The organism is Streptomyces sp. NPDC051452, from assembly GCF_044454765.1.
GTDB lineage: Bacteria > Actinomycetota > Actinomycetes > Streptomycetales > Streptomycetaceae > Streptomyces.
Genome location: NZ_JBITEB010000001.1, coordinates 1 through 20,159 on the forward strand (window position 1 = coordinate 1; position 20,159 = coordinate 20,159).

Sequence of the window (20,159 nt, forward strand, 5' to 3'; positions counted from 1 at the left end):
ATCGGCGACACCATCCGCGTCTCCCTGTCGGCACCGCCCGCCGAGGAGGTCAAGGTCGGCATCCAGATCCTGGAGTCGCTGAACCTCAAGCAGCGCGGCCTGGAGATCGTCTCCTGCCCGTCCTGCGGCCGCGCCCAGGTCGACGTCTACAAGCTCGCCGAAGAGGTCACCGCCGGCCTCACCGGCATGGAGGTCCCGCTGCGCGTCGCCGTCATGGGCTGTGTGGTGAACGGTCCGGGCGAGGCCCGCGAGGCCGACCTCGGCGTCGCCTCGGGCAACGGCAAGGGCCAGATCTTCGTCAAGGGCGAGGTCATCAAGACCGTCCCCGAGTCCAAGATCGTGGAGACGCTCATCGAGGAGGCCATGAAGCTCGCCGAGCGGACGAGCCCCGCGGAACAGTTGGGTTGAGGTAAAGGCAGGACCGAGAGGGGGCCTGGGCATGACCATTCTGGAGACGATCCGCGGACCACGTGACCTGAAGGCGCTGTCCGAGGCGGAACTCGGCGAACTGGCCGAGGAGATCCGCGAGTTCCTGGTGCACGCGGTGTCGAGAACCGGCGGTCATCTCGGACCCAATCTGGGAGTGGTGGAACTATCCATCGCGCTCCACCGGGTCTTCGAGTCGCCGGTCGACCGGATCCTGTGGGACACCGGTCACCAGAGCTATGTGCACAAGCTGCTGACAGGACGTCAGGACTTCTCCAAGCTGCGGGGCAAGGGCGGCCTGTCCGGTTACCCCTCGCGCGAGGAGTCCGAGCACGACGTCATCGAGAACAGCCACGCCTCCACCGCGCTCGGCTGGGCCGACGGCCTCGCCAAGGCCAAGCGGGTGCAGGGCGAGAAGGGGCACGTCGTCGCGGTCATCGGGGACGGCGCGCTGACCGGCGGCATGGCGTGGGAGGCGCTGAACAACATCGCGGCCGCCAAGGACCGGCCGCTGATCATCGTCGTCAACGACAACGAGCGTTCCTACGCCCCGACCATCGGCGGTCTCGCCAACCACCTGGCCACCCTGCGCACCACGGACGGCTACGAGAAGGTCCTCGCCTGGGGCAAGGACCTGCTGCTGCGGACCCCGGTGGTCGGCAACACCGTCTACGAGTCCCTGCACGGCGCGAAGAAGGGGTTCAAGGACGCCTTCGCCCCGCAGGGCATGTTCGAGGACCTGGGACTGAAGTACCTCGGCCCGATCGACGGCCACGACCTCGGCGCCGTACAGTCCGCGCTGCGCCGGGCGAAACGGTTCCACGGTCCGGTCCTGGTGCACTGCCTCACGGAGAAGGGCCGCGGCTACGAGCCCGCGCTCGCCCACGAGGAGGACCACTTCCACACCGTCGGCGTGATGGACCCGCTGACCTGCGCGCCCCTCGTGCCCGCCGGCGGACCGTCCTGGACCTCGGTGTTCGGCGAGGAGATCGTACGGATCGGGGAGGAGCGGGACGACGTCGTCGCCATCACGGCGGCCATGCTGCACCCGGTGGGCCTGGGCGCGTTCGCCGAGCGCTTCCCGGACCGGGTGTGGGACGTGGGCATCGCCGAGCAGCACGCGGCCGTCTCCGCGGCGGGGCTGGCCACCGGCGGACTGCACCCGGTCGTCGCCGTCTACGCCACCTTCCTCAACCGCGCCTTCGACCAGCTGCTGATGGACGTGGCCCTGCACCGCTGCGGGGTGACCTTCGTGCTGGACCGGGCCGGCGTCACCGGCGTGGACGGCGCGTCCCACAACGGCATGTGGGACATGTCGGTCCTCCAGGTCGTCCCCGGTCTGCGGATCGCCGCCCCGCGCGACGCCGGCCAGTTGCGGGCCCAGCTGCGCGAGGCCGTCGCCGTGGACGACGCGCCCACCCTGGTCCGTTTCCCGAAGGAGTCCGTCGGCCCGGACATCCCGGCCGTGGACCACGTGGGCGCCATGGACGTGCTGTACCGCGCCGAGCGCCCCGAGGTGCTGCTGGTGGCGGTCGGCGTGATGGCCCCGGTGTGCCTGCGGGCCGCCGAACTCCTCCAGGCCGGGGGGGTGCGCTGCACGGTGGTCGACCCCCGCTGGGTCAAACCCGTCGACCCCGCCCTGCCCGGGCTCGCCGCAGAGCACCGCCTGGTCGCCGTGGTGGAGGACAACAGCCGTGCGGCAGGCGTCGGTTCGGCCGTCGCCCTGGCCCTCGGCGACGCCGACGTGGACGTGCCGGTGCGGCGGTTCGGCATCCCGGAGCAGTTCCTCGCCCACGCCAAGCGCGGCGAGGTGCTGGCCGACATCGGACTCACACCCGTCGAGATCGCCGGGCGGATCAGTGCGAGCCTGGCCGTCAAGGACGTCGACGGCGCAGTCAAGGAGAGTGCATGACCAGGGAGTTCGACCTCGGCGCCCTGCTCGCCGAGCGCGGAGCCGAACGTTACGAGCTGCACACCGGGTATCTGAACCCGCAACTGCCGCGCATGCTGCGCACCATCGGCTTCGACAAGGTCTACGAGCGCGCGGAGGGCGCCCATTTCTTCGACGCCGACGGCAACGACTATCTGGACATGCTCGCCGGGTTCGGCGTGATGGGGCTGGGCCGCCATCACCCGGTGGTCCGCAAGGCACTGCACGACGTCCTCGACCTCGACCTCGCCGACCTCACCCGCTTCGACTGCCAGCCGCTGCCCGGCCTGCTCGCGGAGCGGCTCCTCGCCCACAGCCCGCACCTGGACCGGGTGTTCTTCGGCAACAGCGGCACCGAGGCGGTGGAGACGGCCCTGAAGTTCGCCCGCTACGCCACCGGCAGGCCCCGCGTCCTCTACTGCGATCACGCCTTTCACGGCCTGACCACCGGCTCCCTCTCGGTCAACGGCGAGAACGGCTTCCGTGACGGCTTCGCTCCACTGTTGCCCGACACCGCCGTGCCCCTCGGTGATCTCGGCGCCCTGGCACGGGAGTTGAAGAAGGGGGACGTCGCGGCCCTGATCGTCGAGCCGATCCAGGGCAAGGGCGTGCACGAGGCTCCACCGGGCTATCTGCGCGCCGCCCAGGAGCTGCTGCACCGGCACAAGGCGCTGCTCATCGCCGACGAGGTGCAGACCGGACTCGGCCGCACCGGCGACTTCTACGCCTACCAGCACGAGGACGGCGTCGAACCGGACCTGGTGTGCGTGGCCAAGGCCCTCTCCGGCGGTTACGTCCCCGTAGGCGCCACCCTCGGCAAGGACTGGATCTTCAAGAAGGTCTACTCGTCCATGGACCGGGTGCTGGTCCACTCGGCGAGCTTCGGCGGCAACGCGCAGGCGATGGCGTGCGGGCTCGCCGTGCTGTCGGTCATGGAGAACGAACAGATCGTCGCCCAGGTGCGCACCACCGGCGAGCTGCTGAAGTCCCGGCTGACCGCGCTGATCGACACCTACGAACTGCTCGCCGACGTCCGGGGCCGCGGACTGATGATCGGCATCGAGTTCGGCAGGCCGTCCTCGCTGAAGCTGCGCGGTCGCTGGACCATGCTCCAGGCCGCACGCAAGGGCCTGTTCGCGCAGATGGTCGTCGTCCCGCTGCTCCAGCGGCACCGGATCCTCACCCAGGTGTCCGGTGACCACCTGGAGGTCATCAAGCTCATCCCGCCGCTGGTCGTCGACGAGGCCGACGTGGACCGGTTCGTGGACGCCTTCACGGCCGTGATGGACGACGCGCACAGCGGCGGCGGCCTGATGTGGGACTTCGGCAAGACACTGATCAAACAGGCGGTCGCGAACCGCTGACCGCCGGGCGCGCGTCCCTCACCGTGCCCCGCCGGGCCCGCCCGGCGGGGCACGCGCCGTTCACGCCGCTACCACGCGCTGAGCACCACGAAGTAGAGGAACAGGCTCGTCAGCCCGGTGGTGCCCAGGACGAGTCCGACGACGGCGGTCCACAGCCGGCCCAGTCCGCGGTCGGCGTAGTAGATGCCCATGGCGCCGAAGGTGACCGCGAGCCCGCCGGCGATCAGCGACCACGGGAGCAGGAGGAACATGAGCGTCGGCCAGAAGCCGGCGGCGGCGAAGGCGCCGAGGACGACGGAGAGCGGGCCCAGGGCGACGGCCGGTGACTCCGAGTCGTCCCGCCGTACCGAGCTGTTACCGGACATGCCGTTACCCCCTTGTGAACACGTCCCCCTTTTGAACGCGTTCAAATACTAGGCTCGACCGTAGCACGACGGCTCCCATCCCATCGGGGGCTCCGGTCTTTGCCTGACAGGCAAGAAATTTGCCGCAGAGGCAAGCCTCGGGCTCAATGGAGGCATGAACGCCTCAGATGCCGTGCCGCCGGCGGACCAGGGCGGCGACCTGCCCCCGGTCGCGCTCCGGCTGCGGGCGCTGCGCCGGCGGGCCGGCCTCACCCTGGAGGCCGCGGCCCGCACCGCCGGGCTCTCGCCCGCCCACCTGTCCCGCCTGGAGACCGGGCACCGCCAGCCCTCGCTGCCGATGCTCCTCGCGCTCGCCCGTATCTACGGTACGACCGTCTCCGAATTGCTGGGAGAGACCGTCGCCGACCGGGACGCGATCGTCCGGGCCGCCGACATGGAACCGACCCGCGCGGGCGGCTGGACGTACCTCCAGGCCGGGGCGCCGGGCCGCGGCATGCAGGCCCTGCGCGTGCGCGTGCCGTACGGGGCGCAGGGCGACATCGTGCGCGTCCACCCCGGCGAGGAGTGGCTCTACGTCCTCACCGGGCGCCTGCGACTGCGCCTCGGTGACACCGCGCACCTGCTCGCACCCGGGGACAGCGCGCACTTCGACTCGCTCACCCCGCACCGCATCGCCGCCGAGGACCACGACGGCGTGGAGTTGCTGTTCGTCCACACCCTGCTGCAGAGCCCCACGGCCACGCTGTGCCTGGGCCCCTTGACCGGAGAGCTGCCATGAGCGACTTCGAGACGAAGTTCCCCCGTGCCCTGTGGATCCGCCTGATCATCTACATCGCCCTCGGCCATGTCCTCGCCGCGTTCCTCTACCTGCTGTTCGCGGTGGGCGCCAAGGGCTGAGCGCGCGGCGGCGCCGCATCGCGCCGCGCCGCCCCGCGCGGTCGGGGGCGTTCCGGTCCGGTCAGTCCAGCAGGCGCGCGGCGAGCCGGTCCCGCTCCCGTGAGGAGAGGCCGAGGCCCTGCTCCACATAGGCGTCGAAGCCGCCCCAGGTCTCCTCGATGCTCGCGAAGGCCGCCTCCAGATACTCGGCGCGCGCGTCGAAGAGCGGGCTGAGCAGCTCCATCACCTCGGGGGTGTACGCGGTGTCCGGGCTGCCGTTGCGGCGGACCTTGTAGCGGCGGTGCTTGGCGTTCGACTCCAGGTAGTCGGCGACGACCGCCTCGCGTTCCACGCCCACCGCGAGGAGTGTGACGGCTATCGAGATGCCGGCGCGGTCCTTGCCCGCCGCGCAGTGCATCAGCGCCGGCACGCTGTCCTCGGCGAGCGCGCGCAGCACCCGGGAGTGCTCGGCCGTGCGCTCCTTGACGATCCTCCGGTAGGAGGCCGTCATCCGGGCCGCGGCCTTGCCCTCGTCCAGGATCGAGCGCAGCTGGTCGAGGTCGCCGTCGCGGACCATCTTCCAGAATTCGGCGCCGTCCGCCGGATCGCTCAGCGGGAGGTTCACGTTCCGCACGCCGGGCAGCTCGATGTCCGGGCCTTCCAGCTTCCGGTCGGCCGCGTTGCGGAAGTCGAAGACCGTGTGCAGGCCCAGGGAGGCGAGGAAGACCGCGTCCTCGGCCGTGGCGTGCGCCAGATGCCCACTGCGGAACAGCACGCCGTGTCGCACCCGTCGTCCGTCCACGGTGGGCAGTCCGCCCACGTCGCGGAAATTGCGCACTCCGGCCAGCTCCGGCTCGGTCGACGGGACCTGCTGCGTCACGGGGGCTCCTCCCGAAAGGGCGCCGCCGGCGCGGCTCGCCGACGGGCGTTCCGTCGACCATACGACATTGCTTTCCTCGGGCAATGAGTTGTCCACAGGCATTGTCACCAGCGGAACCACACCCGATGATGTTCGCACTTGAGCGGATCCGTTGGCACCTGTGAGGTCTCGATGGCGGACGTCGCCGAAGACGGTCATACCTGGCTCCTGTCGGGTCCCACCAGCAGCTACGCCCTGCATCTCACCCCGGCGGACGAACTGCTCCATCTGCACTGGGGCCCGCGCATCGGCCTCGCGGACGCGCAGGCGCTGGCAGAGAGCCCGCCGCCCGGCCACCGGCCCTTCGAGTCCCCGCTCGACGGCCGGGAGGAATACCCCGTCGAGGGCGGCCCCCGCTTCACCCGCCCCGCCCTCTCGGTGCGCACGGACGAGCGCCGCGGCACGGAGTGGGCTTTCGAGTCGTACGACTCGGCGGGTGACGAACTGCGGCTGCGCTTTCGCGACGACGGGGTGGAGATCACCCTGCACTACCGGATGCGCGGGGACGTCGTGGAGCGCTGGGTGACCGTGGCGAACGGCACTCACGCGCGCGTGGAGCTGCTGCGGGCCGACGCCGCCACCTGGACCCTGCCCGACCGGGAGGGCTGGCGCCTGTCCCAGCTGCACGGCCGCTGGGCCGCCGAGTCCCGCCTCACCACCGCGCCCCTCACCTACGGCGAGAAGGTCATCGGCAGCCGGCGCGGCCACACCGGCCACCAGCACCTGCCCTGGGTGGCGCTCGACACCGACGCGACCGAGGAGAGCGGCGAGGTCTACGGCTGCGCCCTGGGCTGGTCCGGCACCTGGCGCATCGCCGTCGCCCAACTCCCCGACGCGCGCGTGCAGATCACCGGTGGCGCCGGTCACGACGACTCCGGGCTGCTGCTCCTGCGGCCGGGGGAGGCGTACACCACCCCCGTCTTCGCGGGGCTGTGGAGCGACGGCGGCTTCGGGGGCGCGAGCCGTGCCTGGCACGCCTACCAGCGCGCGTACGTCATCCCGGACGCGGACCGGGACCGGCCCGTCCTCTTCAACTGCTGGGAGGCGACGAAGTTCGACATCTCCGAGGAACAGCAGACCGCCCTCGCCCACCGCGCCGCCGAGATCGGCGTCGAGCTGTTCGTGGTGGACGACGGCTGGTTCGGCGCACGTACCAGCGACCGGGCCGGGCTCGGTGACTGGACCCCCAACCCCGACCGCTTCCCGCACGGCCTGAGGCCCCTCGCCGACCGGGTGCACGGCCTCGGCATGCGGTTCGGCATCTGGGTAGAGCCCGAGATGGTCAACCCGGACAGCGACCTGTACCGCGCCCACCCCGACTGGGTGCAGTACCGGCCGGGGCGGCGGCGCACGGAGCAGCGCAACCAGCTCGTCCTCAACCTCGCCCGCGACGACGTCCGGGAGTACCTGTGGGAGCGGCTGGACGCCCTGCTGTCCAGTGCCCCGATCGACTATGTGAAGTGGGACTTCAACCGCTGCTTCACCGACGCCGGCTGGCCCGGTGAACCGTATCCGCAGCGGCTGTGGGTGGACCATGTGCGCGCCCTGTACGCCCTGCTGGACCGGTTGCGGGCGGCACACCCCAAGGTCGCCTTCGAGTCGTGCTCGGGCGGTGGCGGCAGGATCGATCTCGGGGTGCTGAGCCGCACCGACCAGGTGTGGACCTCCGACAACACCGATCCGCTGGACCGGCTCGCCATCCAGCACGGCTTCAGCCAGATCCATCCCGCCCGGATCATGGCCGCCTGGGTCACCGACAGCCCGAACACGCAGCTCAACGGCAGGGTCAGCACCCTGCGCTTCCGTTTCGTCAGCGCCATGGCCGGCGTCCTCGGAGTCGGCGGTGACCTCACGCGCTGGAGCGCGCGGGAGCTGGCCGAGGCCGGGCGGTGGGTGGCCCTGTACAAGGAGATCCGCCCGGTCGTCCAGCGCGGCGCGTTGTACCGGCTGCGGCCCCCGAGGGGCGGCCTGAGCGCCGTCCAGTACGTCCTCGGGGACGAGACGGTGGTCCTCGCCTGGCTGCAGGCGCAGCGCCATGGGGAACCCGCGCCGGCGGTTCGGCTGCGCGGACTCGACCCCACGGCATCGTACGAATGCCGTGAAACGGGCGCGGTCCATCGAGGGGCCGTCCTGCTGCACCACGGCCTGCGTACCGGCCTGACGGGCGACCTCGATGCGGCGATTATCCGCCTCCACCGCATCTGATGCGTATGCCTGAATCGACGCCTTGATCCCAACTGGTAGTGACATGAGGGCCTGTGGTGGGGTGGCGCGTGAGGAGGGTCATATCGGTGACCGTCCGTGGTGTGTCATGTCCACGTAATTCCGGTACGGGAAAGGCGAATCGGCGGGACCCGGGGGCGGGAATGCACGGAGGGTGTCCGCGTATGCGCGCCTTCGATCTTGCGGAAGACGGACAAGGGGAGCCGGCTGCTTGTTTCCGTGCCTGCCGCTCGCTTACGTTCACCACCGATCCGGACGGAACGCCGAATCCTGCCGCCGCCCGGACTCCCACACACTTGACCCGCGTTCGGCAGGAGCGGGGGACCCACCAGGTACGACTGCCTGTCCGGTCTCCGCGACAGGCTCGGGGTGAAGCCGTGTGTCACACGGCCGGGCAGCTCCAGCCCGAACCCGACAGCTGACCTCGCAGGCGTCGGAGAGGAATGCGCCATGCCCGCCAAGGGTAAGCACCGACGTCCCAAGACCCCGCGTCTTTCCCGCTCCGCCGCCGTCGCCGGAACCGGCGGCGCGGCGCTGGCCCTCCCGCTGTTCGCGGCCGTCGGCGCGCATGCCGCCACCCCGGCGCAGTCCCTCCCCGGAAAGGCCGTCCAGTCCGTCCGGGCCGCGGCGCAGAAGACCGCCGTCCAGCCTGGCGCGGCGGCAGGCACCTACACGGTGCAGTCCGGCGACTGCCTCGCCACCATCGCCGAACGCCGGCACGTAGGCGGCGGCTGGCAGCGGCTCTACGAGGACAACCGGCAGGCCGTCGGCGCCGACCCGGCACTGATCCACCCCGGTCTGAAGCTCACCATCGGCGAGCGGGCCGCGCGGGACTCCGCCGTATCCGCACCCCGGCAGCACTCCTCGGCCACGACCCCGTCCCCGGCCCCCGTCCGGTCCGCCCCGGCGCAGGCGGCCCCGGCCGCCCGGCCGTCCGGCGCCATCACCCCGGCTCCCGCCACCGGTTTCACCCTCCCCGTGTCCGGCGCCACCATCGGCACCGGCTACCACGTGGCAGGCAGCATGTGGTCCAGCGGGTACCACACCGGCGTCGACTTCGTCGTCCCGCCCGGCACCCCGCTCCAGGCCGTGGCGGCGGGCACGGTCGTCTCCGCCGGCTGGGGCGGCGCGTACGGCAACCAGGTCGTCATCAAGCTCGCCGACGGCCACTACGCCCAGTACGCCCACCTCTCCCGGCTCTCCGTCTCGGCCGGCCAGAGCGTGAGCACGGGTCAGCGGATCGGCCTGTCCGGCGCCACCGGCAACGTGACCGGCCCCCATCTGCACTTCGAGATCCGCACCACGCCGGACTACGGCTCCGACATCGACCCGGTCGGCTATCTGCGCGAGCACGGCGTCGCCGTCGGCTGAGCGTCACCTCGCGGGCGAACTGCTCGCCCACCGAGCCCCCGAAGGCCGGACCCCCGATCCCCGGGTCCGGCCTTCGGCGTGTCCGGGCGGAGCCGGTCCTTCCGTACGACGATCACAATCTCAACGTGTCCACCGGCAGGCCTATTCCAAGATTGACGAAGTATTTAAGAGTGGCCCTTCTCACCAGTCGTCAACCCCCGCCTACGGTCGCGTAGGTCACATCCCAAGGTGAATCATGGTCCGACGTGGCAGACGATTCGAAGAGTGACAACACATCAGTGATCGGGTCGTACGTGGCGCTGGGGGACAGCTTCACCGAGGGCGTCGGCGATCCGGGCCCGGGCGGCGCCTTCGTCGGCTGGGCGGACCGGTTCGCGGTGCTCCTCGCCGACCGGCGCCCCGAGGGCGACTTCCGATACACCAACCTCGCCGTACGCGGGAAGCTGCTGGACCAGATCGTGGCCGACCAGGTCCCCCAGGTCGCCGAACTGGCCCCGGACCTGGTCTCCTTCTGCGCCGGCGGCAACGACATCATCCGTCCGGGCACCGACCCCGACGAGGTGGCCGAGCGGTTCGAGCGGGCTGTGGCCCGGCTGGCGGCGGTGGCGGGCAGGGTGATGGTGACGACCGGCTTCGACACCCGGGGCGTCCCGGTGCTCAGGCATCTGCGCGGCAAGATCGCCACGTACAACGGGCATGTCCGGGCGATCGCCGACCGCTACGGCTGTCCCGTGCTGGACCTGTGGTCCCTCAAGTCGGTGCAGGACCGCAGGGCCTGGGACAGCGACCGGCTCCACCTCTCACCCGAGGGACACACGCGCGTGGCCCTGCGGGCCGGGCTCGCCCTCGGCCTCGACGTCCCGGCCGACCCGGAACAGCCGTGGCCGCCGCTGCCGCAGCGCGGCACCCTGGAGGTCCGGCGCGACGACGTCCAGTGGGCTCGCGAGTTCCTCGTCCCGTGGATCGGCCGGCGGCTGCGCGGCGAGTCCTCCGGCGACCATGTGACGGCGAAGGGCTCCCTGTCGCCGGACGACATCAAGTCGCGGATCGCCTCCGTGGCCTGACCCCGCCGCGCCCGCTCCGGGCCGTTCACCCGGGCGGCCCGGGGCCGGCGCGTGCCATGCCGTCGTCTCCGGCCGCGCCCCTATCGCCCGCGTTCGGTCAACGCCCGCCGGTCCAGGCCCAGTTCCCGGGCCAGGGCCTCGTCGACCCACTCCTGTGCGCGCGAGCGCGGCACCGCCCCCGGGTACGACGTCAGCTGTACGGCCAGGCCGTCCAGCAGGGCCGTCAGCCGCAGGGCGGTAGCGGCAGGGTCGGCGCACGTGAACTCGCCCGCCGCCACACCCTCGGCGATGACCTCGGTGATCGCGGCCTTCCACTGCTTGTCCAGATCCCGGGAGACCTCGCGCAGGGCGGGTTCGCGCAGGGCCACGGCCCAGCCCTCGATCCACAGCCGCCAGCCCTTGGCCTGTCCGGTGGGCGCGTACCAGCGCACCGCCGCCCGCAGCCGGCGCAGGGCCGACGTGCGGCGGCCCAGCAGCTTGCGCAGATGTGAGAGGTCGTCCTGCGCCGCGTACGAGAACGCGGCCGCGACCAGCTTCTCCTTGGTGGAGAAGTGGTACAGCACCAGCGCGTTGCTCACCCCGAGCGTCGCGGCCACGTCGGCGATCCTGATCGCCGCCACGCCCCGCGCCTCGATCTGCCCGATGGCGGCCCGCAGCAGGTCCTCCCGCCGCTCGGCCACACTCAACCGCACTCTCGCCACGCGGTCACCCTAGCCCTTTGTCAAGGACCTGCCCAAAGAGCCCACCGGCCGGCCGGACGACACCACCCGGGGCAACCCCGGCGGGCGGCACCGGAGGCGGAGCGCTCGAAGGCCAGTGGCACCGGCGGCCGCAGGAGCCCGGCGAGACGGGCCCGGGCTCGCTCAGCGGTACCATCCGAAGCGTTCCGCGATCACCGGCAGCCGGGCGGTCACCACGGCGTGCGCGGCCGTTCGCGGGGTCGTGCCGTCGGCTTCCGCGCGGTCGAGCACCAGAGCGACCAGGGCGCGCATCGACCGCCGGATGTGCGCGAACGCCTCGTCGGCATCGGCGCCGATGTCACCGAACAGCGTCCACCACCACCAGGCGTTCGTCGCGGAGTTGACCACCACGTCCGGCAGCACCGTCACCCCGCGCGCGGTCAGCAGCGCCTCCGCCTCGGGCAGTACGGGCATGTTGGCGGCCTCGACGATCCAGCGGGCACCGATCCGCGCCTGGTCGGCCACGCCGATCGCGTACGACACGGCCGCCGGCACGAGTACCTCCGCCGCCACGGACAGCCAGGCGTCGCCGGGCAGTTCGCGGTCGCCGGAGCGCAGCACCCCTCGGTCCACCGTGCCGTAGCCGTCCCGCCCGGCCAGCAGCGCCTCGACGTCCAGGCCCGCCGGATTGGCGATCGTGCCCTTGACGTCGGCGACGGCGACCACGGTCAGACCCGCGCGCGCCAGGAAGCGCGCGGTGGCCCCGCCCATCGTGCCGAACCCCTGGACGGCGACCCGGGTGCCCCGATACGGCACCGACGCCCGGTCGAGTGCCGCGAGCACCGACTCGGCGACCCCGCAGCCACCGGCCAGCTCGTCCAGTCCGATGCCGTCCACGTCGACCGCGAACGCCTCCGCGAGCCGCCCCCGAGCCGCCGTCTCGTCGTCCAGCAGCGGGTACACCGCCTGAACGCAGGAGACCAGGCCCGCCTCCGCCGCCGCGCGGTCCACCAGGTCCTGGCTCAACCCCAGATCCTCGCCGGTGGTCCAGCAGCTCTCCACGTACGGCCGCATCGCACGCAGGTAGCGCACCAGCAGCCCGTACGCCTCCGGGGCCCGCGGATCGCAGTCGATGCCGCCCTTGGCGCCGCCGAGCGGGACGTAGCGGGCCTCGGGGTCGTAGTGCAGCGCCTCCTTCATCGTCATGCCGCGGGCAAGCCCCGCCACCTCCGCCAGCGTGCAGCCCCGGCGCATCCGCAGTCCGCCGCTCGCCACGCCCCGTACCAGCCGGTCCACGACCAGAAAGCCCCGCCGGCCGGTGACGTGGTCGGTCCAGGACAGCGAGAGCAGCGGGGCGGGGGCGGTCATGGGGTCTCCTCGGGCTGTTACTGAACCGTGAGTCAGTATTCGGAGCCGCTCCGGACCCTGTCAACGCGCCGGACGCGCCTTCGGGAGCGCCCGCCGGCGGTTCGAAGAGGGCCCGGCGGTCCCGGGCTCCCGGGCACGCCGACCATAATGGAGGACCTCAGCCACGTCTCCTGGAGGTACCGTGACCGGTCCGCGTCCCTCGAGCTCCGGCCTTCGCGCGCTGCGGCCCGCGGCCTTCGGCGCGGACCCGGGCGGTGAGCGCCTCGCGCGCATCCGCCGTTCCCCGCACTTCAAGGACGGCGTCTTCCAGAACCCCGGCGGTGTGGCCCGCACCCGCCCCTCCGGCTCCGCGCTGGACTTCGCGAAGGTGTTCCTCGACAAGGACACCCGGCCCCTGCGGGCGCCCAAGGGAACCGTCCCGGTGCACCCCACGACCTACGCCGACCTGGCCGCACCGCCCGCCACGGGGCTGCGGCTGACCTGGATGGGGCACTCCAGCGTGCTCGCGGAGATCGACGGCCACCGGGTGCTGTTCGACCCCGTCTGGGGCGAGCGCTGCTCCCCCTTCCCCTTCGCCGGCCCGAAGCGGCTGCACCCCGTGCCGCTGCCGCTGGCCGCGCTCGGCGAGGTCGACGTCGTCGTGATCTCGCACGACCACTACGACCACCTGGACCTGCCCACCATCAAGGCGCTCGCCGGCACGGACACCGTGTTCGCGGTGCCCCTCGGCGTGGGCGCCCACCTCGAACACTGGGGTGTCTCCCCGGACCGCCTGCGGGAACTGGACTGGCACGAGTCCACCAAGGTCGGCGGCCTCACCCTCACGGCCACCCCGGCCCGCCACTTCTGCGGGCGCGGACTGCGCAACACCCAGCACACCCTCTGGGCGTCCTGGGCGGTCGCCGGTGACGAGCACCGGATCTACCACAGCGGCGACACCGGCTACTTCGACGGCTTCAAGGACATCGGCGCCGCGCACGGCCCGTTCGACGCCACGATGATCCAGCTCGGGGCCTACAGCGAGTTCTGGCCCGACATCCACATGACGCCCGGGGAGGGACTGCGCGCCCATCTCGACCTCCAGGGCGGTGCACCGCACGGAGTGCTCCTGCCGATCCACTGGGCCACCTTCAACCTGGCGCCGCACGCCTGGGCCGAGCCGGGGGAGTGGACGAAGGAGGCGGCGGAGGAGGCCGGCCAGGCCGTCGCCCTGCCCCGGCCCGGCGAGCCCTTCGAACCGGCGGGCAAGCTCCCGGCCGAGGCGTGGTGGCGGGGCGTGTCGGGTGACGTCCGGCGTACCTGGCGCTCCGTCGGCGCCTTCGTCGCCGAGCCGCCCAAGCGCGGCTGAACGAGCCGTTCCCCGCCGATCCGGGAGCACCCGCAAGGGTAAGGCCAACGCCGATACTCTCCGTGACAATGTGGCGGGCAGCCTGGCGGCACGTTCCGGCCCGCCGGGTGCGGGGCGACGGCGCGACACCGTCCCCTCAGGGGCCGATCCGCAGACGCGGGTCGGCCCCTGTCCATTGCGGGCACCCCTGCCGCTGACCGGTTTTGACCAGGTGTTATCGATTGCTTTCGGGTTGCCGGGCGGGTCCGGGCCCGACTATCGGTCTTTCGTACGAGGCTTCATACCAGAGCGGGACGCTCCTCGCAGTACTTTGTCAACTGCCCACCGCACATGATGCGCAGGCAACTACTGTGAGTGTCCGTCGGGCGTCGTAGGGCCGCGTGCAGCGGTCCCGCCGACCGGCATCGCGATGACGTGCGCGCGCATCCACGCATGCCCGCACCTCGCGAGAGAACAGGCCCGACGGACCAGTACGAGGACGCAGATGTCTCACCTCCGAGCACCGGCCACGCGCGCCGACCGCCGCGAGGGCGGCCGGCACGGGCGGCCGGTCGCCCGACCCGCTCCCGCACTGCCCGAAACGCATATACGGCCCCAGCTCATGCGGCTCGCGGTACTGCCGCCCCTCGCGGTCGCGCTCAGCGCCACCGCCGCCGTGCTGTTCAGCATCCGCTCCCTGGGCGGGCGCACCGGGCCCACCCTGTGGGCGGTGCTCGCCGGGGCGGTCACCGTCGCCGTCGCGGGCATCCTCATCGCCGCCGTGGCCGCCGACCGGGCCGCCCGCTCCGTCACGGACCGGGTGGACGCGCTGCGCCGCACGACGGCGCGCGGCGAGGCCGACCTGCACGCCCTCGTCGACGCGTTGCGCCAGGGCGAGACCCCGCCGCCGCAGCGCGCCCCGCGCCGCCGGTCGCCGGCGGACGCCGACGACTTCGAACTGCTCGCCGCCGACCTGGCCCGCGCGCACGACGGCGCCGTCACCGCCGTCGTGCGGGCGGCCCAGCTCTCCAGCCAGGCGGGCAACGAACAGAAGCTGGAGGTCTTCGTCAACCTCGCGCGGCGGCTGCAGTCCCTCGTGCACCGGGAGATCTCGATCCTCGACGAGCTGGAAAACGAGATCGAGGACCCCGCCCTGCTCAAGGGCCTGTTCCACGTCGACCACCTGGCCACCCGGATCCGGCGGCACGCCGAGAACCTCGCCGTGCTCGGCGGCGCCGTCTCCCGGCGCCAGTGGAGCAACCCGGTGAGCATGACCGAGGTGCTGCGCTCCGCCATCGCCGAGGTCGAGCAGTACTCCCGGGTCAAGCTGGTGCCGCCGATCGCCGGCGAGCTGCGCGGCCACGCCGTCGCCGACGTCATCCATCTGCTCGCCGAACTCATCGAGAACGCCACGGTGTTCTCCGCCCCGCAGACACAGGTGCTGCTCCGCGCCAACCTGGTCACCTCCGGGCTCGCGGTGGAGGTCGAGGACCGGGGACTCGGCATGCCTGTCGTCGAACAGCACCGGATGAACGCGCTGCTCTGCGACCCCGACCAGGTCAACGTGGCCAGCCTGCTGGCCGACGGCCGCATCGGCCTCTACGTCGTGTCCCAGCTCGCCCGCCGGCACGGCATCACCGTGCGGTTGCAGACCAACATCTACGGCGGTGTCCAGGCCGTACTCGTCGTCCCACAGGTGCTGTTGGGCACGGCGCCCGAGCCGACCGGCGCGACCACCGGACCGGCGCAGCCGACGCCCGAGCCGGCGGTGCCCGTAGCGCCGCCGCAGCGGGTCCCGGCGCTACCGGTGCCACCGGCGCCACCGGAGCGGATTCCGGGAGAGCAGGTCCCCGAAGAACACATCGCCGGGGAGCGGAGGGCGTCGGAGGCCACGGCCGAGGCCATGAGCGACTCGAGGCTCGGACTTGGCCCCGGGACAGGCCCCGGACCCGGGGTGGAATCCGGGACGGCGCCCGGGCCCGGCTCGGCTCCTGGTACCGGGCGGCGCCGACACGCCCAGCGCGGCTCCGGGCGCCGGAGTGGGGAGAGCGGCTCCGGCGGCCGGACCGGCGGGCCGGCCGCCCCGCTCCCCGTGCGCGGTGCCCGGATCGCCCGGCCGAATCCCGCCGAGGCCCTGCCCGGCATCAGCGCCGAGGACCGTCAGATGGTGGAGGCGCATGCGGGCATCCTGCCCACCCCGCGTGACGGCACCGTGCGCGGCACCATGGACAAACCCCAACTGCCCAGGCGCCGTGCCCAGGAACATCTCGTGCCCCAGCTGCGCGGCGGTCCCGCTCCCCGCCAGGAGTGCGACACCGCCGTGTGCCACGACCCGGGTCTGATGGCCGCGTTCCAGCGCGGGATGGGCCTCGCCGAGGCACAGCAGCACACGGGATCGGCGAGCGACACGTCACCGGACCGGCAGCCGCCGTACGGAGAGCTGCCGGGCCTGGATGCACAGCCCCCGGAGCCATCCGGCCTGAAGTGGACCTACGGGGAACCGGCCTACCGGGGGCCCCGGCACATGGACTCCACGCCCGATCCCGCCGAACCCCCGCGCGCACACGCCGGGTCCGAAGGCCCACCCCACATGGCCACGCACCACATGGCCACGCACCACATGGCCACGCACCACATGGAGACGAACTCCATGGGCGGGGACCACATGGGCGGAGACCACATGGCGCCCCACCACACGGTCCCGGACGACATGGCCCCGGACGACCCGGTCCCGGACCACATGGCGCCCCACCACACGGTCCCGGACCACTTGGCCTCAGTGCCCCCACCCCAGGCGCGCACCCACGCGCCCGTATCCGACGGAACCCATGGCGACGGCCGGCCCGACGGGAGCGCCCCGGCCGGCTGACCGCCCCGCCCCCGGTGCGCCCCGAGCACCCGTAAGCCCCCTACCAGCGCTCCCGCAGACGCTACGTACCCCCAAGGAGTCGATCCACCATGGCGAGCGATGCGCCGACCGCCCACGCCTCCGACCTCGACTGGCTGCTGAGCGGCCTCGTGCAGCGCGTACCGCACACCAGCAGCGCGGTGCTCCTGTCGAGCGACGGACTGGTGAAGTCCGTACACGGTCTCGACCCCGACAGCGCCGACCACATGGCGGCCCTGTCCTCCGGCCTGTACTCGCTCGGCCGCAGCGCGGGCATCCGGTTCGGTGACGGCGGAGACGTCCGCCAGGTCGTCGTCGAACTCGACTCCACCCTGCTGTTCGTCACCACCGCCGGCTCCGGCACCTGCCTGGCGGTGCTGGCCGGCCGGGAGGCGGACGCGGCCGTCCTCGGCTACGAGATGGCGATGCTGGTCAAGAGCGTCCGCCCCTACCTGGTCACCGCGCCCCGGCAGCACGCCGTCGAATCCACGGCGACGAGGCCTTGAGCGTGGCCACGGCCGGCGACGGACCCTGGCTCGACGACGCGGCCGGACGGCTGGTGCGCCCGTTCACGGTCAGCAACGGCCGCACCGAGCCGAGCGTCGCCCTCGACCTGATGTCGCAGGTGATGGCCACCGGAGTGACCCCGCTCGGCTACCTCGGACCCGAGCACGCACAGGCACTCGACCTGTGCCGGGCCCCGGTCTCGGTCGCCGAGGCCGCCGCCCAGCTGAGACTGCCCGCCGTGGTCACCAAGGTGCTGCTCTCCGACCTGGTCGACTGCGGTGCGCTCACCACCAAGCCGCCCGCGTTCCACCACACACCCACTGACCGGTCTCTGCTGGAGGCAGTGCTCGATGGACTACGACGACAGCTCTGACCCGTTCCCCACCGCCCTCAAGATCCTCGTGGCGGGCGGGTTCGGCGTCGGCAAGACGACCTTCGTGGGCGCGGTCAGCGAGATCGCGCCGCTCAGTACGGAGGAGCTGCTCACCACGGTCAGCGTCGCGACGGACAACCTCGAGGGCATCGAGAACAAGATGGAGACCACGGTCGCCATGGACTTCGGCCGGATCACCCTCGATCCCGAACACGTCCTGTACCTGTTCGGCACGCCGGGACAGGAGCGGTTCTGGTTCATGTGGGACGAGCTGTCCGAGGGCGCGCTCGGCGCCGTCATCCTCGCCGACACCCGCCGGCTGCAGGAGTGCTTCGCCGCCGTCGACTTCTTCGAGGAGCGCGGGCTCGCCTTCATCATCGCCGTCAACGAGTTCGACGGCTCCTACCGCTACGACCCCGAGGAGGTGCGGGCCGCCATCGACCTGGCCCCGGAGGTCCCGATCGTCCGCTGCGACGCCCGTATCTCCAGTTCCGGCGTCCAGACCCTGCTCACCCTCGTCCGTCATCTGCTCGCCCACACCCCGGAGCCCGCGCCCACCCGTGGCGCCCACATGTGATTCCGCCCTACCGCCCACGGAGCCCCTGTATGAGGTACGCCCACAGCGACGGAGCCCGGCCATGAGCTACGAGCCGCCCCGGCCGGTCCGGGGTCTGCTGCTCACCCCCGAGGACAAAGAGGCCCCCGCCCGGGTCCGCCGGCTGCGCCGGCTCGGCCTGGCCGACCGGCCCGCCCCGGCCCTCGACGTCTTCGCCGAGCACCTGGCCCAGCTCACCGGGGCGCCGTACGCCATGGTCAACTTCATCGGCGAGGACCACCAGTTCTTCGCGGGCCTGCGCGTCCCCGCCGTGGCGCCGCTCGTCCGCGAGGACGGCACCCGGGCCGAACTCGGCCGGACCCTGCCGCGCGACCACGGTTTCTGCCCCCATGTGGTGGTCCGCCGCAAGGCGCTGGTCCTCGAGGACGTCCGCGACTATCCACGGTTCGCCGGCAATCCTGTCGTCGACGAGTACGGCATTCGGTCGTATCTCGGCGCGCCGCTTATCGACAGTTCCGGCATGGCTCTCGGCACCGTGTGTGCCGCCGACACGGCACCCCGGGTCTGGGGACGCGCGGGCCTGGAGACCATCAAAGCCCTGGCAGCCGACCTGGTCGTCCGGTTCGAGCGGAGCGTGGAGGACGGTCTGCCCCTGTGACATGGGCGAGCGTCGGGAGGGGCATGAAGGAAAGCTGAGGCGCCGGTTAAGAAAAGCTCGATGGACCCGGGCCCGCGCATACGGCAGATTGCGGGGTGATTCCACCACCCCTCTGACCCGGTGCGGGCTGCTTCGGCATCGCCGTGGGCCGGGACCTCACCCACAGGAGCCGTAGCGTTGAAGGCGCTGGTCAAGGAGAAGGCGGAGCCCGGGCTCTGGCTGACGGACGTCCCGGAGCCCACGATCGGCCCCGGTGACGTGCTCATCAAGGTCATGCGGACCGGTATCTGCGGCACCGACCTGCACATCCGGGCCTGGGACGGCTGGGCGCAGCAGGCGATCGGCACGCCCCTCGTCGTCGGCCACGAGTTCGTCGGGCAGGTCGTCGAGGTCGGCCGGGACGTCGCCGAGATCCGCATCGGCGACCGGGTCAGCGGCGAGGGTCACCTGGTGTGCGGCAAGTGCCGCAACTGCCTGGCCGGCCGCCGCCACCTGTGCCGGGCCACCGTCGGCCTCGGCGTCGGCCGGGACGGCGCCTTCGCCGAGTACGTCGCGCTGCCCGCGTCCAACGTGTGGGTGCACCGCGTCCCCGTCGACCTCGACATCGCCGCCATCTTCGACCCGTTCGGCAACGCCGTGCACACCGCGCTGTCGTTCCCGCTGGTCGGTGAGGACGTCCTGATCACCGGCGCCGGACCGATCGGCCTGATGGCCGCCGCGGTGGCCCGGCACGCGGGCGCCCGCCACGTCGTCGTCACCGACGTCAGCGAGGAGCGCCTGGAACTGGCCCGCAAGATCGGCGTGAGCCTCGCCCTGAACGTGGCCGGGACGACGATCGCCGACGGTCAGCGGGAGCTGGGCCTGCGCGAGGGCTTCGACATCGGCCTGGAGATGTCCGGCCGCCCCGAGGCCATGCGGGACATGATCGCCAACATGACCCACGGCGGCCGGATCGCGATGCTCGGCCTGCCGGCGCAGGAGTTCCCCGTCGACTGGGCGCGGATCGTCACCTCGATGATCACCATCAAGGGCATCTACGGCCGCGAGATGTTCGAGACCTGGTACGCGATGTCGGTGCTGCTGGAGAGCGGCCTCGACCTCGCCCCGGTGATCACCGGCCGGTACGGCTACCGCGACTTCGAGGCCGCCTTCGCCGACGCCGCCAGCGGCAAGGGCGGCAAGGTCATCCTCGACTGGACCGAGTGACCGCGGACCGCACCCCCTCCCTCCCCGCCCCTCGCGCCACGCACATCCCAGGAGCTTTC

Annotated in this window: 19 protein-coding genes and 1 riboswitch; of the genes, 15 read left to right on the forward strand and 4 right to left on the reverse strand. The window is 72.1% G+C overall.

The window, feature by feature from the left end; translation table 11 throughout:
- The 3 genes from ACIBA9_RS00005 to ACIBA9_RS00015 form a co-directional block, all read left to right on the forward strand.
- The coding region (locus tag ACIBA9_RS00005) for a flavodoxin-dependent (E)-4-hydroxy-3-methylbut-2-enyl-diphosphate synthase (RefSeq protein ID WP_399359078.1) at positions 1-408 on the forward strand (408 nt) is incomplete at its 5' end.
- 31 nt (positions 409-439) lie between these two features.
- Complete coding sequence (gene dxs / locus ACIBA9_RS00010; protein ID WP_399359079.1) at positions 440-2,338, forward strand: 1-deoxy-D-xylulose-5-phosphate synthase; 1,899 nt, start codon at positions 440-442, stop codon at positions 2,336-2,338.
- Entirely contained in the window at positions 2,335-3,720 is a 1,386-nt protein-coding gene (locus ACIBA9_RS00015; protein WP_399359080.1) for an aspartate aminotransferase family protein, read from the forward strand. The genes dxs and ACIBA9_RS00015 overlap by 4 nt, the downstream gene beginning before the upstream one ends.
- Before the next feature lie 68 nt (positions 3,721-3,788).
- On the opposite strand, the gene ACIBA9_RS00020 is transcribed toward ACIBA9_RS00015, so the two are convergent.
- The gene (locus ACIBA9_RS00020) at positions 3,789-4,085 is read right to left on the reverse strand and encodes a hypothetical protein (RefSeq protein WP_399359081.1); all 297 of its coding nucleotides are present in this window, start codon (positions 4,083-4,085) and stop codon (positions 3,789-3,791) included.
- Between the two features lie 154 nt (positions 4,086-4,239).
- On the opposite strand from ACIBA9_RS00020, the gene ACIBA9_RS00025 reads away from it, so the two are divergent.
- Entirely contained in the window at positions 4,240-4,863 is a 624-nt protein-coding gene (locus ACIBA9_RS00025; protein WP_362152182.1) for an XRE family transcriptional regulator, read from the forward strand.
- Positions 4,860-4,982 (forward strand): DUF6126 family protein, encoded by a 123-nt coding sequence (locus ACIBA9_RS00030; RefSeq protein ID WP_399359082.1) that lies wholly within the window; start codon positions 4,860-4,862, stop codon positions 4,980-4,982. Before ACIBA9_RS00025 ends, ACIBA9_RS00030 begins: the two co-directional genes overlap by 4 nt.
- 61 nt (positions 4,983-5,043) lie before the next feature.
- Here ACIBA9_RS00030 and ACIBA9_RS00035 read toward each other — a convergent pair whose 3' ends face one another.
- Positions 5,044-5,841 (reverse strand): tyrosine-protein phosphatase, encoded by a 798-nt coding sequence (locus ACIBA9_RS00035; RefSeq protein ID WP_362152177.1) that lies wholly within the window; start codon positions 5,839-5,841, stop codon positions 5,044-5,046.
- Between the two features lie 171 nt (positions 5,842-6,012).
- Between ACIBA9_RS00035 and ACIBA9_RS00040 the strand changes: the two genes are divergently transcribed.
- The 3 genes from ACIBA9_RS00040 (at position 6,013) to ACIBA9_RS00050 (ending at position 10,538) form a co-directional block, all read left to right on the forward strand.
- Positions 6,013-8,085 (forward strand): alpha-galactosidase, encoded by a 2,073-nt coding sequence (locus ACIBA9_RS00040; RefSeq protein ID WP_399359972.1) that lies wholly within the window; start codon positions 6,013-6,015, stop codon positions 8,083-8,085.
- A gap of 301 nt (positions 8,086-8,386) precedes the next feature.
- A riboswitch (cyclic di-AMP (ydaO/yuaA leader) is annotated at positions 8,387-8,549 on the forward strand.
- A 4-nt stretch (positions 8,550-8,553) separates the two neighbouring features.
- Positions 8,554-9,474, forward strand: a complete 921-nt coding sequence (locus tag ACIBA9_RS00045) for a peptidoglycan DD-metalloendopeptidase family protein (RefSeq protein WP_399359083.1) — start codon at positions 8,554-8,556, stop codon at positions 9,472-9,474.
- A 278-nt stretch (positions 9,475-9,752) separates the two neighbouring features.
- Complete coding sequence (locus ACIBA9_RS00050; RefSeq protein WP_362152233.1) at positions 9,753-10,538, forward strand: SGNH/GDSL hydrolase family protein; 786 nt, start codon at positions 9,753-9,755, stop codon at positions 10,536-10,538.
- A gap of 80 nt (positions 10,539-10,618) precedes the next feature.
- Here the strand turns inward: ACIBA9_RS00050 and ACIBA9_RS00055 are convergent, their stop codons facing one another.
- Positions 10,619-11,239, reverse strand: a complete 621-nt coding sequence (locus tag ACIBA9_RS00055; RefSeq protein ID WP_399359084.1) for a TetR/AcrR family transcriptional regulator — start codon at positions 11,237-11,239, stop codon at positions 10,619-10,621.
- A 162-nt stretch (positions 11,240-11,401) separates the two neighbouring features.
- Entirely contained in the window at positions 11,402-12,586 is a 1,185-nt protein-coding gene (locus ACIBA9_RS00060) for a Glu/Leu/Phe/Val dehydrogenase dimerization domain-containing protein (RefSeq protein WP_399359085.1), read from the reverse strand.
- Positions 12,587-12,767: 181 nt separating this feature from the next.
- Between ACIBA9_RS00060 and ACIBA9_RS00065 the strand changes: the two genes are divergently transcribed.
- The 7 genes from ACIBA9_RS00065 (at position 12,768) to tdh (ending at position 20,100) form a co-directional block, all read left to right on the forward strand.
- Positions 12,768-13,934: an MBL fold metallo-hydrolase gene (locus tag ACIBA9_RS00065; RefSeq protein ID WP_399359086.1), complete on the forward strand. Its 1,167-nt coding sequence runs from the start codon at positions 12,768-12,770 to the stop codon at positions 13,932-13,934.
- Positions 13,935-14,418: 484 nt separating this feature from the next.
- Positions 14,419-16,782, forward strand: a complete 2,364-nt coding sequence (locus ACIBA9_RS00070) for an ATP-binding protein (RefSeq protein ID WP_399359087.1) — start codon at positions 14,419-14,421, stop codon at positions 16,780-16,782.
- 89 nt (positions 16,783-16,871) lie between these two features.
- Positions 16,872-17,306: a roadblock/LC7 domain-containing protein gene (locus tag ACIBA9_RS00075; protein ID WP_362152162.1), complete on the forward strand. Its 435-nt coding sequence runs from the start codon at positions 16,872-16,874 to the stop codon at positions 17,304-17,306.
- Between the two features lie 2 nt (positions 17,307-17,308).
- Positions 17,309-17,680: a DUF742 domain-containing protein gene (locus ACIBA9_RS00080; RefSeq protein ID WP_362152230.1), complete on the forward strand. Its 372-nt coding sequence runs from the start codon at positions 17,309-17,311 to the stop codon at positions 17,678-17,680.
- The gene (locus tag ACIBA9_RS00085) at positions 17,658-18,257 is read left to right on the forward strand and encodes a GTP-binding protein (protein ID WP_399359088.1); all 600 of its coding nucleotides are present in this window, start codon (positions 17,658-17,660) and stop codon (positions 18,255-18,257) included. The genes ACIBA9_RS00080 and ACIBA9_RS00085 overlap by 23 nt, the downstream gene beginning before the upstream one ends.
- Before the next feature lie 61 nt (positions 18,258-18,318).
- Positions 18,319-18,894, forward strand: coding sequence for a GAF domain-containing protein (locus tag ACIBA9_RS00090; RefSeq protein ID WP_399359089.1), 576 nt, complete (start codon positions 18,319-18,321; stop codon positions 18,892-18,894).
- 177 nt (positions 18,895-19,071) lie between these two features.
- On the forward strand, positions 19,072-20,100 hold the full coding sequence (gene tdh / locus ACIBA9_RS00095; RefSeq protein WP_399359090.1) for an L-threonine 3-dehydrogenase: 1,029 nt from the start codon (positions 19,072-19,074) through the stop codon (positions 20,098-20,100).
- Positions 20,101-20,159 lie beyond the last annotated feature (59 nt).